The organism is Polynucleobacter cosmopolitanus (genome assembly GCF_002224225.1).
GTDB lineage: Bacteria > Pseudomonadota > Gammaproteobacteria > Burkholderiales > Burkholderiaceae > Polynucleobacter > Polynucleobacter cosmopolitanus.
Window position 1 is genome coordinate 119,131 of record NZ_NJGG01000001.1, and the last position, 14,936, is coordinate 134,066.

Consider the following 14,936-nt stretch of genomic DNA (forward strand, 5'->3'; position numbering starts at 1 on the left):
GATTTTTTAGAACTATGCCAACACAACAACTTGATTACTTTGCTTCATTGGTTTCAGAGGACGATCATTTCCCACTGACAGAATCAGCGATTGCTATTGCTCAACACGCATACCCAGATTTAGTGGTTCAGCATGTGTTTGATGAATTAGACTTATTGGGTGACAAACTCAAGCAACGTGTCACTCATGAAATGGCCGGGATTCAGAAGTTACAAATCTTAAAAAACTTCTTTTATAAAGAGTTGGGGTTTGGGCCTAACCGCAATGACTATTACGACCCAAACAACTCTTACTTGCACAGTGTTTTAGAAACAAGAAGAGGCATTCCGATTTCTTTGGCTTTGGTCTTCATGGAGATTGGGCAACAAATTGGCCTGAACATCAAAGGCGTTTCTTTCCCCAACCATTTCATGGTTCGCCTATCTTTGCCTCAGGGCGAAGTGATCCTTGATCCTTTGACTGGAACCTCTCTGTCCAAAGAAGAACTGCAACAAATGCTCGATCCATATTTGGATGCTCAAGGATATCGTGGCGAGTATCAACTGCCTTTGAGTGCCTTTTTAAGATCGTCGAGCTCACGAGAAATCTTGTCCCGTTTTTTGCGCAACCTAAAAGCCATCTACACACAACAAGAGAGATGGGAAAGACTTTTAGGCGTTCAGCAGCGCTTGGTTATTTTGCTTCCAGATGCATTAGAAGAAATCAGAGACCGCGGGATTGCATTGGCACAACTTGATTACATCAGACCTGCCATTGAAGACATGCAAACGTATTTGGATGGCACAGAAGAAGCCAGTGACCTAGATGAAATTCGAGCACAGATCATTGAGCTTGAAGAACAGCATCGTCACCATTAAACGAATCTGATTGCTTTATGAGAAAAGTCATCGCCGCGCTGCCGGACACGCTGATCAGTCAAATTGCAGCAGGCGAAGTGGTCGAAAGACCAGCCTCAGTGGTGAAGGAAGTTCTTGAGAACGCCATTGACGCCGGCGCTCAAGCCATCACGATTCGATTGGAAGAAGGCGGTTGCCAAAGAATCTCCATTCAAGATGACGGTTCAGGCATTGCCCACACAGAACTTCATCTTGCGATTCAGCGTCACGCCACCAGCAAGATCACTTCACTTGCAGATCTCGAATCAGTCATATCCTTGGGCTTCAGAGGTGAAGCGCTCGCATCAATTGCATCGGTATCAAGATTCAGTATCACCACACGAACCAGCGAAGATGATCATGCTTGGCAAATTCAGGTCAATGGTGGTCAAACCATGGGTGATGCAGTCCCCTCTTCTGGTCCCATCGGCACAACCGTTGACGTTCAAGATTTGTATTTCAACACCCCAGCCAGAAGAAAGTTTTTAAAAAGTAGTGCGACTGAACTCGGCCATTGCCTGGAACTGATTCGCAGAATTGCTTTATCTCGCCCAGACATTGGTTTTGCTATTTGGCACAACGGTAAGGTGATCGAGCGTTGGGCATCATGCAATATTGAACAACGCGTGGACGCGATCCTCGGTCAAGAATTTCAGAGCTCTAAGATTGCCCTTGAACATATCTCAGGCCCTTTAACGGTCAGAGGATTTATCAGTAAACCAACCTCCAGTCGCGCAAGGGCAGATCAACAATACAGCTTTGTTAATGGTCGCTTTGTCAGAGATAAAGTGATTCAGCACGCGATTCGCAGCGCCTATCAAGATGTTCTGCATGGCGATCGCCAACCAATGGTGGTGCTCTCATTAGAGATTGATCCTCAATTGGTCGACGTGAACGTGCACCCAGCCAAAACTGAAGTCAGATTCAGAGAAGGTGGCGCCGTTCATCAGTTCATCTACAAAGCGATCCAACACGCTCTTGGCACTGCCGCTGGTCAATCGACAGACCCATCCACCCAATACACTCCAAGCTATAGCTTTGCTCAAGCATCTGGCGCTGGCTCTACAAGTTATGTGAATTCTGTAAGTTCTTTCAGCAACCAGAACCTACCTTTAAGCCAAAGCAGCAAAAGTGAAATTGATAACTTTTTTATTCAACTGAATAATCGTCCAACTGATCACCTGGCCCCAACCGAAAATAATGACTTGCCCTTGGGTCATGCGCTGGCTCAAATCCATGGCATTTACATCTTGGCTCAAAATAAATTTGGCTTGGTCTTGGTTGATATGCATGCGGCTCACGAAAGAGTCTTGTACGAAAAACTCAAAGAAGATTTGGCATCAGGCATCAAGGTTCAACAACTCTTGGTTCCTGTGGTGATGCACGCCTCAGAATTAGAAGTTGGTAAGGCACAAGAACATCGCACCACACTGAATCAATTAGGCTTTGATGTAGCAACCCTATCACCGACTCAGTTGGCGATCAGAACCATTCCAACACTGTTGCAAAAAGCAGAGCCGATCAGCTTGGTGAGAAACCTTTTAAATGATTTGGATTCAACAGGATCTCAAGCAGTGGTCGACGCCGCTCAACATGAACGCCTAGCAACGCAAGCTTGTCATGCGGCTGTTAGAGCACACCGCACACTGACCCTGACCGAAATGGATGCCCTGCTGCGCCAGATGGAGCAAACCGAAAGAGCTGATCAGTGCAATCACGGACGCCCCACTTGGATACAGTTGAGCATTCAAGATTTGGATAAATTATTTCTGCGTGGCCGTTGATCGTGACACCTGATCAAGCAGTCATCACCATCGTTGGCCCAACGGCCAGTGGCAAAAGTTCACTGGCGATGGCCATCGCCCGGTCAGCAAAATCACTTGGCAAAACCATAGAAATCATCAGCATGGATTCAGCCTTGGTATATCGGGGCATGGACATTGGCACTGCCAAGCCAAGTAAAGCTGAAATGCAAGAAGTGCGTCATCATGGCATCGACATTGCCGAACCAGAAGATCCTTATTCAGCAGCAAAATTTGCGCATGATGCCAAACAATGGCTCAAAGAGATACGCGCAAGAAACAACATCCCATTGATTGTTGGTGGCACGATGTTGTACTGGCGCGCACTTGCACATGGCTTATCCAATATGCCAGCCGCCTCCCCAGAAATCCGCGCAGACATTGAGTCGCGCGCAGCCAAACTTGGTTGGCCAGCGATTCATGATGAACTAAGAGAAGTTGACCCAGAAACTGCTGCACGACTCGAGAAAAATGACACTCAGCGCGTGCAACGAGCCCTTGAAATTTATTTACAAAGTGGTAAGCCGATGTCTGAGTGGCTTCAAGAGCAACCGAAAGACAGTGGCAGAGGAGACGGTGGCGCCAGTGTTAGCAATGATGGCAGCCTCGATCACAATACCCCCATCAATCTTCGTTTAATTTCAATTGAACCAAGCGATCGCTCAGTACTTCATGACCGCATTGCAAAGCGCTTTGAAATCATGATGACCGCAGGTTTTTTAGATGAAATGAAAGTTCTTCATCAAAATCCCCATTTACATCCAGACTTACCATCCATGAGAGCCGTGGGATATCGTCAAGCTTGGGATTATTTGGATGGCAATCTCACTTTTCAAGAATTTCAAGATCAGGCGATTGCTGCCACAAGACAATTGGCCAAGCGCCAATTAACTTGGTTGAGAGGCATGCAAACAAAAGAAGTGGTTGACTCTTTAGACAGCAGTCAAATGAAGAAATGTGAGCAAGATGTACTTGCTCACTATCAAATGATTTAATTCAAATAATCTAAATCTTGAATTAGATAACGATGGTTTGATGTGCGCCAGCAGGTCTTTCAACGATCTCACCTAATTCATAGACCGTCTCACCTGTTGATTCAAGTTGCGCTTTGGCAGCTTTTGCATCTGAGGCACTCAAAATCACCACCATGCCAACACCGCAGTTGAACACGCGGTGCATCTCAGCGTCTTCAACGCCGCCATTCTTTTGCAACCATTGGAACAGTTGCGGCAACTGCCATGCATCACGGTGCAAAACAGCTTGGGTGTTTTCAGGCAACACGCGCGGCACGTTTTCAACCAAACCACCGCCAGTGATGTGAGCCATGCCCTTCACTTTGATTTTTGCAATCAAAGCTAACATTGATTTAACGTAAATACGGGTTGGCGCCATCACAACATCTGTCATGCTTTGACCATGGAAATCATCATTGGCTTTTGCACCAGCACGATCAATGATTTTTCTGATCAAAGAATAGCCATTGGAGTGAGCACCACTTGATGCCAAACCTAAAATAACATCGCCTGCTTGAATACTTCTGCCATCAATCATGGCTGACTTCTCAACCGCACCGACAGCAAAGCCCGCTAAGTCATATTCACCCTCTGGGTACATGCCAGGCATTTCTGCTGTTTCACCACCAATCAGTGCGCAACCAGCCAATTCGCAACCTTGAGCAATACCACCCACCACTGTTGCAGCTGTATCAACAGACAACTTACCGCAAGCAAAGTAATCTAAGAAAAATAGTGGCTCGGCGCCCTGTACCAAAATATCATTCACGCTCATGGCCACCAAATCTTGGCCAACTGTGTCATGACGGTTCCAGTCGAAAGCGAGTTTTAACTTTGTGCCAACTCCGTCGGTGCCAGATACCAAGACTGGCTCTTTATAGCGCTTAGGCACCTCAAAAAGAGCTCCGAAGCCACCAATGCCCGCCAAAACACCTTCGCGCATGGTTTTCTTTGCCATCGGCTTAATACGCTCAACCAGTGCGTCACCGGCCTCCATATCAACACCCGCATCGCGGTAAGAAAGACCTTGAGATTTAGAAGAATTTTGATCAGACATGGCTATAAATGTATTTGAATCAGTAGAATCTTAGAATTCTAGTGGATACGCTAAACCTATGGCTTCTTTATTAACAACTTTCTTGGCTGCATTTATCTTGGCTTACGTCTTAAGGCCTTTGTACAAGAGCCTTGTAGGCTTGGGAGCCCATAAAACCGTTTCAGCATTTTTGACCGTTTTAATCGGGTTTTTAGGTGTTTTTGGCTTGATGGTGCTTTTTTTAAGTGTTTTACAAAAAGAATTGCCTGCCTTAAGACAGCAATTACCCACCTGGCTTGAACAAATTCATAAACTCACCCAACCTTGGCTGGACAGTCTGGCACTTGGCTTTGATTTGGAAAAAATCCAAGAGACGATTCAAACCAAAGTCAGCGCTCACCTATCAAACAATGCCGACACATTGATCAGCCATGGTTTATCAACAGTTTTAAATTCTGGACAAACCATCATTGGCAGCATCGTTGGTCTTGTCTTGATTATTTTTGTGGTTTTTTACTTGATCATTCAGTGGGAAGATTTTTTCAAAAAGATGAGCCCGATGATTCCTCCGAGATGGCTTGGTCAAACCAAACAAATTTTGGTAGAGATTGACGAGCTCTTATCTCAATACCTAAGAGGTCAACTCTTGGTGATTGCAGTACTGTCTGTTTACTACTCAATGGGTCTTTACTTCTTAGGTGTGACTGGTGCAATTGCACTGGGCCTCTTCACAGGTCTTGCCATCTTCATCCCTTATATCGGTTACGGTGTCGCACTGATCTTGGCACTACTATCGGCTCTATTGCAGGCTGAGACAGGGGTCAGCATTTTGGCCGTGCTCGCGCTTTATATCGTTGGTCAAACGATTGAAAGCTTCTTCCTCACACCTAAATTGGTGGGTGAGAAAATTGGTTTACATCCAGTCTTGGTGGTGTTTGCATTGATTCTTTTTGGTGGCTGGTTTGGCTTCTTCGGAATTCTCTTGGCCCTTCCAATGAGTGCCATCGTGCTGGTTTTAGGACGTCACTTGATGATCTTCTATAAAAACTCATCTTGGTACAGAGGTCAGTCTTAGTGTCTCAATCGCCGTCACTGCCTCGCCAAATAGCGCTTGATCTTGGTCACACACCCAAGCCAACGCTAGATAACTTCATTGCCACCGGCAATGAAAATTTAATCGCCGTTTTAAAAGATATTCAAGGTAAATGGCAGCAAGCCCCCTCAGAGAAAAATGCATTAAGCACTGATTCAAAGATGATTCATTTGTGGGGCGCTAGTGGCTCTGGTCGTACCCACCTCTTATCAGCCCTTCAATTACAAGCTTCTGAGTTGGGCATTCGTGCTTATTTGCTCAACCACGACAGCAGCATGGATGAATGGCGCGCCTGCGCAGATATGTTAGTTGAACACAATCAAGCACCAGGTTTACTGTGTGTTGACGATATTGACCATCTGAGTGAATTTGCTCAAGGCGCCTTATTCAGACTTCACAACTTGATTCGCGAAGCCAGTCATCAACACCTGATCACGACCAGTCTTGCGCCATCTTCGAATTTACACATACGAGAAGATTTAAAAACTCGCTTGGTCTGGGGTTTGGTGTTTCAGATGCACGCCTTGTCTGATTCTGAAAAATTACAAGCACTTCAGCAAGCCGCCACTGAACGAGGTTTACAAATCTCCAGTGAAGTTGCTCCTTGGCTCTTGAAGCACTTTCACCGCGACATGCCAAGCCTGATGTCCTTGCTTGAAGCTCTGGATAATTACTCTCTTGAAACCAAAAGAGCCATCACTCTGCCATTATTGAAAGAAATGCTTGCTCAAAAAAATTGAGCATAATGTGACATAGATGACACAAATTGCCTTATTTGACTTAGACCACACCTTATTGCCCATTGACAGTGATCATGAATGGGGGAGATTTTTAGCCAAAATTGGGGTGGTTGACTCTGATTATTACGCTTTGCAAAACGAACGCTTTTACGCTGACTACAAAGCTGGTCGCCTAGATATCTATGCTTTTCTTGAGTTTGCTCTAAAGCCCTTATCAGAACACTCAAGAGCCCAGTTAAATGAATGGCATCTTCAATTCATGAAAGAAGTGATTCAACCTCAACTTAAACCAAGTGCTTTTGATTTGGTGAAACGTCATCAAGATGCAGGCGACTTGTGTTGCGTTGTCACTGCCACCAATAGCTTTGTGACAAGACCCATTGTTGCTGCATTTCAGATTGATCACTTGATTGCCACTGAACCCGAGGTGATTGGCGATCCCATGACTGGCAACTTTTCAGGCAAGGTCTTAGGTCTCCCTAACTTTAAAGAAGGTAAAGTCACTCGCTTAGAAGCATGGCTCAAAGATCAAGGGCTATCTTTAAGCGCTGTGCAGGGCAGTTACTTTTACTCAGACTCCATCAATGATTTACCCCTACTTGAAAAAGCATCTCACCCAGTGGCAACCAATCCGGACGCCAGACTGCGTGAGCATGCAGTAAAAAATCAGTGGCCTATTTTGGAATTATTTGCATGATTCGTCGGTTCATCAATAAACTTCTAAAAAAGCCAACGGGGCAAAAGAAGCTGATCCATGGTCATGCGCTGATGGCGCAAAAAATCAATAAGCGCACTCATCGAATCAATCCTGAGTTACTTTCAAAGAATGCTGTCAAAGTAACCCATGTCCTTCAAGACGCTGGTTATGACGCTTACATCGTGGGTGGAGCGGTGCGTGACTTGCTCCTAGGTATTGCACCCAAAGATTTTGATGTGGCGACCAACGCCACCCCTGATCAAGTTCAAAAACTATTCCGTCGTTCAAGATTGATTGGTCGACGATTCCAGATTGTGCACGTTACCTTCTACGGCAAAGAGCGCCCTGAGATCATTGAAGTTTCTACGTTCAGAGCGCATGCTCAAGCTGATCAAGCCGATGTGGCTGCCAGCGGCAGAATTCTTCGAGACAACGTTTGGGGCGATCAAGCAGAAGATGCCACACGCAGAGATTTTTCCATCAATGCGATGTACTACGATCCGCAAACTGAAGTCGTGTTGGATTATCACGACGGCATGAAAGACTTAAACGCCAAAATTATCAGAATGATTGGCGAACCAACTCAGCGATACCGTGAAGACCCTGTTCGCATGCTAAGAGCCATTCGATTCGCTGCCAAAACTGGCTTTGTGATTGAAAAAGAAACTCTTGCCCCCATCGAGCAATTGGGCGATTTAATTCAGGACGTGCCAAGCTCACGACTATTTGATGAGATTCTTAAATTACTCATGTCCGGTCACGCCTGGGCTTCGATTGAAGGATTAGAAAAAGTCGGTTTACATCACAAAATACTGCCCCTCATTGAGGTCATTTTGAGTGACGAAGATAGAACTGCCTTTGTTAAGAAGTCTCTAGAAAACACTGATGAAAGAATCAAATCTGGCAAACCAGTGTCTGCAGGTTTCTTGTTCGCCACACTTCTTTGGCATGACGTACAAGAAGCATGGATCAATTTTGAAAACACTTCCATGCCAGCGGTTCCAGCATTACATGCTGCCATCGATCAGGTCTTTGAACGTCAAAAAGAATTCTTGGGCATGCAAAGAAGACACGAAGCTGACATGCGAGAAATTTGGACCATGCAACCCCGCTTAGAAAAGCGTGTGGGTCGATACCCTTATCGCCTGGTTGAAAGTCCAAAATTCAAAGCCGCTTACGATTTCTTATTGCTGCGCTGTCAAACCAATGAAATTGATGCTGAAATCGGCCAATGGTGGACTGACTTTTGGCAAGGCGACGATTTCTTAAGGGCAGATTTGATGCTACAGGTTAAAAATACCCCTGAAGCGGCCGGAACGTCATCGGCTCCTAAAAAAAGACGTCGCAGAACCCGCTCAAAAGCCGCAAAACCAGCAGTCGAGCAAACTAATTAAAAAAACGATAAAGTACAGCTATATTGAAAAGGGAGTTCCAATGGCATTGGCCTTCATTGGTCTTGGTGGCAACATTGGTGATACGCAGCAATTCATCAAAGACGCCATTGTTTGTTTAGCTCAACATCCTGAGCTACGGATACTCACGCGCAGCTGCATGTATCAGAGCGCCCCTGTTGGTGCCGAAGGTCCTGATTTCATCAACGCAGTCATTTCAATTGAAACTCAACTAACTCCTGATGATCTTTTGTCTATCTGTCAAAGCATTGAAAATACTTTTGGTAGAGAGCGTCCTTATATCAATGCCCCACGCACACTTGATTTAGATGTTTTGGCTTACGATGATTTAGCGATCCAAAACGAAAGATTAACGATTCCACACCCGCGCATGATCGAACGATCATTCGTTCTTTTTCCCCTTTTAGAAATTGCTCCGGATATTGACTTGCCCGGATTTGGTAAATTAACGAAATACATACCAAATGTTGAGCATCAAAGAATTAACAGGATGCAAGGGTGCAATTGCCCTACTCAGCATATTTAAAAGGCAAGATACACATGAGTTATTTACAAGAATCAGCCACCACGCGTGGACTTGTGACCATTTCCAAACTTCAAGAAATGCGTCAAGCAGGTGAAAAAATCGCTGTTTTAACTGCTTACGATGCAAGCTTTACAGCTCTCATGGATCAAGCTGGTATTGATGTGATTTTAATTGGCGACTCTTTGGGCAACGTTGTTCAAGGTGAATCCAGCACCATCCCAGTGACACTTGAGCACATGGTCTATCACACCAGTTGCGTCGCCAAAGGACAAGAATCTGCTTTCTTGATTGCTGACATGCCTTTTGGATCATATTCAACACCTGAACAAGCCATGCTCAACGCGGCAGAGCTGATGAGAGCTGGTGCTCACATGGTCAAATTAGAAGGTGGGGCTTGGCTTGCCCAAACCGTGAAGTTTTTAGTGGAGAGAAGTGTTCCAGTTTCAGCTCACTTGGGCTTACTTCCTCAGTCAGTTCACACCATCGGCGGCTTCAAAGTACAAGGCAAATCGACAGAATCAGCGCAGATGTTGATCAATGATGCCAAAGCACTGCAAGAGGCAGGAGCCCAACTGTTAGTTTTAGAGGCCATTCCATCAGAGCTTGGTAAAAAAGTGACGGACGCAATTCAAATTCCAACCATTGGCATCGGTGCTGGACCTGATTGCTCTGGTCAAGTGCTGGTGATGCATGACATGTTGGGTGCATTTCCAGGAAGAAGTCCTAAATTTGTTAAAAACTTCTTATCTGGACAAAGCTCAATAGAGGCTGCATTCAAATCCTACATCCAAGAAGTCAAAACCGGGAAATTTCCCGGTCCTGAGCACTGCTTTAAATCTACTTAATTAAAGAAGTCTTTCACGCGATCCACCCAGCCCTTTTGTTGAGGATTGTGTTTGGCACCGCCTGATTTCAAACTTTCATCTAATTTCTTCAAGATATCTTTTTGCTCTTGATTGAGCTTCACCGGTGTTTCTACTTGAACATGGATGTACAAGTCACCGGGTAAAGATGTTCTCAAGCTCTTGATGCCTTTTGATCTCAATCTAAATGTCTTACCGCTCTGAGTTCCTTCTGGAACATCGAAGCTGGCTTTGCCAGACAGCGTTGGGACTTGGATCTCACCACCCAAAGCTGCATCAATGAATGAAATCGGCATTTGACAATGCAAGTCATCGCCATCACGCTCGAACACTGGGTGTTCTTTGATATGAACTTCAACATACAAATCACCGCTTGGGCCACCATTCACGCCAGGCTCACCATTGCCAGTCGAACGAATTCTCATACCATCATCAATACCCGCAGGGATTTTGACTTCGAGTGTTTTTTGAGATTTTGTTTTACCTGCGCCATGACATTTTTTACATGGCTTAGGAATGTGTTTCCCCGATCCATTGCATCGCGGGCAAGTTTGCTCCATAGAAAAAAAGCCTTGAGAAACTCTGACTTGGCCAGCGCCATGACAAGTTCCACATGTTTCAACTTTTGTTCCTGGCTCAGCACCCTCTCCACCGCAATGTTCGCAGTTAGACCAACTTGGGACTCTGATCTGCGTCTCGTGACCATGAGCAGCTTCTTCAAGCGAGATTTCCATGCTGTAGCGAAGATCGGCACCACGATAGACCTGAGGTCCACCACGGCCACCGCGACCACCCGCAGCGCCACCACCGAAGATATCTCCGAAGATGTCGCCAAAGGCATCTGAAAAGCCGCCAAAACCTTGGCCACCGCCCATGCCGCCCATATTAGGATCGACACCAGCATGACCATATTGATCATAGGCAGCGCGCTTCTGAGGATCAGATAGCATCTCATAAGCCTCTTTGGCTTCTTTGAATTTATCCTCAGCCTCTTTGCTATCAGGATTACGGTCTGGGTGATACTTCATTGCCAACTTACGATAAGATTTTTTGATCTCTTCGTCAGTGGCATTCCGAGCTACCCCCAGAATGTCATAAAAATCGCGCTTGTTAGCCAAAACTATTCCTTACTTCTTGTCGTTTACTTCCTTGAATTCTGCATCAACGACATTGTCGTCTTTAGGTTTAGCATTATCACCGCCAGCTTGAGCTGCTTGGTTTTTTTCAGCCATGGCAGCATACACTTTTTCACCTAACTTCTGACTAACCTTGCCCAACTCTTCAGTTTTGGCAGCAATGGCATCTTTGTCAGTGCCTTTAGCTGCTTCTTCCAAGTCTTTCATGGCCGCTTCAATTTTTTCTTTTTCACCAGCCTCTAAAGAAGCGCCATGCTCTTCAAGGGCCTTCTTGGTTGAATGAACCAAAGCTTCGGCTGTATTTTTTGTATCCACCAATTCACGCAACTTCTTATCTTCTTCTGCGTTCTCTTCCGCATCTTTCACCATGCGTTGGATTTCCTCTTCAGACAAACCAGAATTGGCCTTGATGGTGATTTTGTTTTCTTTACCAGTTGCTTTGTCTTTGGCGCCCACGTGCAAAATACCGTTAGCATCAATGTCAAAAGACACTTCAATCTGTGGCGTGCCACGTGATGCTGGAGCAATACCTTCTAGGTTGAACTCACCCAAGACTTTGTTCGCAGAAGCCATCTCGCGCTCACCTTGGAAAACCTTGATGGTCACCGCAGGTTGATTATCTTCTGCAGTTGAGAACACTTGAGCATGCTTGGTTGGGATGGTGGTATTTTTTGTGATCATCTTTGTCATCACGCCACCCAAAGTTTCGATACCCAATGACAAAGGTGTTACATCCAATAACAACACATCGGTACGATCGCCTGATAAAACCGCTCCCTGAATCGCAGCGCCGACAGCAACAGCTTCGTCTGGGTTCACATCTTTGCGTGGCTCTTGACCGAAAAATTCTTTTACTTTCTCCTGAACCTTAGGCATACGGGTCATACCGCCTACCAAGATCACATCATGAATATCACCCACAGCAACGCCAGCATCTTTGATGGCTGTGCGGCAAGGATCAATCGTGCGTGCGATCAAGTCATCCACCAAAGACTCTAATTTGGCACGAGTCATTTTGATGTTTAAATGCTTAGGACCTGATGCATCAGCGGTGATGTATGGCAAGTTAATGTCTGATTGAGCGCTTGATGACAATTCGATTTTTGCTTTTTCAGCAGCTTCTTTCAAACGCTGCAAAGCCAATACGTCTTTTGAAAGATCCACGCCTTGTTCTTTTTTGAACTCATCAATGATGTAATCAATGATGCGCTGGTCAAAGTCTTCACCACCTAAGAATGTGTCACCGTTGGTTGACAACACTTCAAATTGCTTTTCACCATCGACATCAGCAATCTCAATGATTGATACGTCAAACGTACCACCACCCAAGTCATAAACAGCAATCTTGCGATCGCCTTTTTCTTGCTTGTCCAAACCAAAGGCAAGTGCTGCTGCAGTTGGCTCGTTGATGATGCGCTTAACATCTAAGCCAGCAATACGGCCAGCATCTTTGGTTGCTTGACGTTGGCTGTCGTTGAAATACGCAGGCACAGTGATCACAGCTTCAGTGACTTCCTCACCCAAGTAATCTTCAGCAGTCTTCTTCATTTTGCGAAGAACTTCAGCAGAAATTTGTGGAGGGGCCATTTTTTTACCACGCACCTCAACCCATGCATCGCCGTTATCAGCTTTTGCAATCGTGTAAGGCATCAAATTGATGTCTTTTTGAACTTCTTTCTCTTCAAACTTGCGGCCAATCAAACGCTTCACCGCGTATAGCGTGTTACGTGGATTCGTCACAGATTGGCGTTTAGCAGGAGCACCCACCAAGATTTCACCGTCTTCCATATAAGCAATGATGGAAGGGGTTGTGCGCGCACCTTCTGCGTTCTCAATCACTTTAGGGGTATTACCCTCCAAAATTGAAACGCACGAATTGGTTGTTCCTAAGTCAATACCGATGATCTTTGCCATGCTTAACTCCTAAAAATTGTTTTATGTATGTAATTTGGGGATGAATGATGTGATTTCAAGGCCTGGTTTACTTGTGCTTACTTGGGCTGACTAACGGTCACCAAAGCAGGCCTTAAAACGCGGTCTTCGATCAAATAGCCTTTTTGCAAGACAGTCACAACAGTATTGGCCTCTTGTTCATGAGGAACCATTGCGATGGCTTGATGGCGATGAGGATCGAATTTCTCGCCAACTGGGTTGATTTCTAGAACCCTGCCTTTTTCCAAAGCAGAAACCAATTGCTTGAGCGTTAACTCGATGCCCTCTTTCATCTTGGCAGAGTCTGCGCCACTGTCTGTTAAGGCAGCGTTCAAGCTATCCAAAACAGGCAATAAATTCTCAGCAAACCCTTCAATGGCAAATTTATGGGCTTTGGCCACATCTTCCATAGAACGTCTGCGGGCATTTTCTACTTCAGCCTTGGCACGTAAAAATTGGTCTTGAAACTCTTTGATTTGAGCCTCTAAGGCCAAAATGATTTCTTCCGGCGTCAAAGGGACATTGGATGGATCTGATGCTTCGGCAGCCTGATTCAACTCATTGATTTCATGAGTATTTTCTTGTGCAGACGAAGGTATTTCTTGGTTTTTATCTTGGCTCATAAGTCATTTATTCGTGTAATAAATGACCATATAGGGCCTAAAAATGAAATTTCAAGGCCCTATCTTCACTTTATCTTTGATTTATCTTTATTTTTTATCAGCCAATGCCGCCGCTCTTTGCATGCTCAAAGCCAAGGCTTGTTCTGACTCTGGCACCTGCGGCCAACCACCTAAGTGATCATTCGCTATTTCTGCCAAACCAGAAATCCATGCTGGACTGTTATTCAAGCAAGCAATGTAGTGATACTCACCACCACCGGCTGTCAAAAATTCATCACGAACTTCCATGGCAATCTCTTCCAATGTTTCCAAACAATCAGCAGGGAAACCTGGGCAGAAAATATCCAAGCGACGAGTTTTTTGATGACCCAATGATTCAACCGTTGGAGCTGTGTATGGCTTTAGCCACTCAGCCTTACCAAAACGTGATTGGAAAGTCACCATCGCCTGCTCAGCATTCAAACCCAATGCCTCGCGGAGTAAACGTCCTGTTTTGTGACATTCGCAGTGATAAGGATCACCCTTATCTAAAGTTCTCTTGGGCACACCATGGAATGAAAATAATAATTTATCGCCAGCGGCAAAGTCAGGGCGACCATGACTTTGCCAATACCATTCAACTTGCTCTTTGAGCGCGTTGATATAGCTTGGGTGATCGTGATAGTGCTTGATCAATCGAAGCTCTGGCTGATTACGCCAGCCACTCACGATTCTAAAAACTTCATCAAAGGTTGATGCTGTGGTGGTTGCCGAATACTGTGGGTAAAGAGGCAAAATCAATAATCTTTCCATGCCTTTCGCTTCAAGTTTCTTCAAAACTGACTCCATGCTTGGATTGCCATAGCGCATCGCAATATCCACCAAGACATCTTTGCCTTGAGCAATGAACTTCTGCTCTAAGGCTTTGGCCGTATTTTTTGAGTGCACCAATAATGGCGCCCCACCATCAGGACCAGGCATCCAAACACTGGCATATTTTTTTGCTGAAGCACCTGAACGAATCGGCAAAATAATCAGGTTCAGAATGCACCACCAAATAACTTTAGGTATTTCAACCACGCGTGGGTCAGATAAAAATTGTTTGAGATACGGTTTCACAGCTGCAGCAGTAGGAGCATCTGGCGTACCTAAGTTAATCAACAAAACTGCTGTGCGTTGCGCTTGGCGACTAATGGCCATAAAACTTCC

At 45.3% G+C, this 14,936-nt stretch carries 14 protein-coding genes; 9 read left to right on the forward strand and 5 right to left on the reverse strand.

The window, feature by feature from the left end:
• The first annotated feature begins 14 nt into the window (after positions 1 to 14).
• Genes AOC33_RS00620 through miaA form a run of 3 tightly spaced genes read left to right on the forward strand, consistent with a single transcriptional unit; the run spans position 15 to position 3,672 of the window.
• Positions 15 to 857 (forward strand): SirB1 family protein, encoded by an 843-nt coding sequence (locus AOC33_RS00620; RefSeq protein ID WP_089514675.1) that lies wholly within the window; start codon positions 15 to 17, stop codon positions 855 to 857.
• 17 nt (positions 858 to 874) lie between these two features.
• The gene (mutL, locus tag AOC33_RS00625; protein WP_089514676.1) at positions 875 to 2,659 is read left to right on the forward strand and encodes a DNA mismatch repair endonuclease MutL; all 1,785 of its coding nucleotides are present in this window, start codon (positions 875 to 877) and stop codon (positions 2,657 to 2,659) included.
• A 2-nt stretch (positions 2,660 to 2,661) separates the two neighbouring features.
• Positions 2,662 to 3,672, forward strand: coding sequence for a tRNA (adenosine(37)-N6)-dimethylallyltransferase MiaA (miaA, locus tag AOC33_RS00630; RefSeq protein ID WP_245835555.1), 1,011 nt, complete (start codon positions 2,662 to 2,664; stop codon positions 3,670 to 3,672).
• 22 nt (positions 3,673 to 3,694) lie between these two features.
• Here the strand turns inward: miaA and purM are convergent, their stop codons facing one another.
• Entirely contained in the window at positions 3,695 to 4,747 is a 1,053-nt protein-coding gene (purM, locus tag AOC33_RS00635; RefSeq protein WP_089514678.1) for a phosphoribosylformylglycinamidine cyclo-ligase, read from the reverse strand.
• A gap of 58 nt (positions 4,748 to 4,805) precedes the next feature.
• Here purM and AOC33_RS00640 point away from each other — a divergent pair, with 58 nt between their 5' ends.
• From AOC33_RS00640 to panB, 6 genes are read left to right on the forward strand one after another with little or no spacing between them, the layout of a single operon-like run.
• Positions 4,806 to 5,801 carry an AI-2E family transporter gene (locus AOC33_RS00640; protein ID WP_089514679.1) on the forward strand — a complete coding sequence of 332 codons (996 nt, stop codon included), beginning with the start codon at positions 4,806 to 4,808 and terminating at the stop codon, positions 5,799 to 5,801.
• Entirely contained in the window at positions 5,801 to 6,559 is a 759-nt protein-coding gene (gene hda / locus AOC33_RS00645) for a DnaA regulatory inactivator Hda (protein ID WP_180738068.1), read from the forward strand. Before AOC33_RS00640 ends, hda begins: the two co-directional genes overlap by 1 nt.
• A gap of 16 nt (positions 6,560 to 6,575) precedes the next feature.
• Entirely contained in the window at positions 6,576 to 7,256 is a 681-nt protein-coding gene (locus AOC33_RS00650) for a histidinol-phosphatase (protein WP_089514681.1), read from the forward strand.
• The gene (pcnB, locus tag AOC33_RS00655; protein ID WP_089514682.1) at positions 7,253 to 8,650 is read left to right on the forward strand and encodes a polynucleotide adenylyltransferase PcnB; all 1,398 of its coding nucleotides are present in this window, start codon (positions 7,253 to 7,255) and stop codon (positions 8,648 to 8,650) included. The genes AOC33_RS00650 and pcnB overlap by 4 nt, the downstream gene beginning before the upstream one ends.
• A gap of 40 nt (positions 8,651 to 8,690) precedes the next feature.
• Positions 8,691 to 9,194, forward strand: coding sequence for a 2-amino-4-hydroxy-6-hydroxymethyldihydropteridine diphosphokinase (gene folK, locus AOC33_RS00660; protein ID WP_089514683.1), 504 nt, complete (start codon positions 8,691 to 8,693; stop codon positions 9,192 to 9,194).
• 14 nt (positions 9,195 to 9,208) lie between these two features.
• Positions 9,209 to 10,039 (forward strand): 3-methyl-2-oxobutanoate hydroxymethyltransferase, encoded by an 831-nt coding sequence (gene panB / locus AOC33_RS00665; RefSeq protein WP_089514684.1) that lies wholly within the window; start codon positions 9,209 to 9,211, stop codon positions 10,037 to 10,039.
• Here the strand turns inward: panB and dnaJ are convergent.
• The 4 genes from dnaJ to hemH form a co-directional block, all read right to left on the reverse strand.
• Entirely contained in the window at positions 10,036 to 11,175 is a 1,140-nt protein-coding gene (gene dnaJ / locus AOC33_RS00670; protein WP_089514685.1) for a molecular chaperone DnaJ, read from the reverse strand. The genes panB and dnaJ overlap by 4 nt on opposite strands.
• A gap of 9 nt (positions 11,176 to 11,184) precedes the next feature.
• Positions 11,185 to 13,107, reverse strand: coding sequence for a molecular chaperone DnaK (gene dnaK / locus AOC33_RS00675; RefSeq protein ID WP_089514686.1), 1,923 nt, complete (start codon positions 13,105 to 13,107; stop codon positions 11,185 to 11,187).
• A 77-nt stretch (positions 13,108 to 13,184) separates the two neighbouring features.
• Positions 13,185 to 13,748, reverse strand: a complete 564-nt coding sequence (gene grpE / locus AOC33_RS00680) for a nucleotide exchange factor GrpE (protein WP_089514687.1) — start codon at positions 13,746 to 13,748, stop codon at positions 13,185 to 13,187.
• 87 nt (positions 13,749 to 13,835) lie between these two features.
• A complete protein-coding gene (hemH, locus tag AOC33_RS00685) occupies positions 13,836 to 14,927 on the reverse strand; it encodes a ferrochelatase (protein ID WP_089514688.1) in 1,092 nt (363 codons plus the stop codon).
• Positions 14,928 to 14,936: the final 9 nt, after the last annotated feature.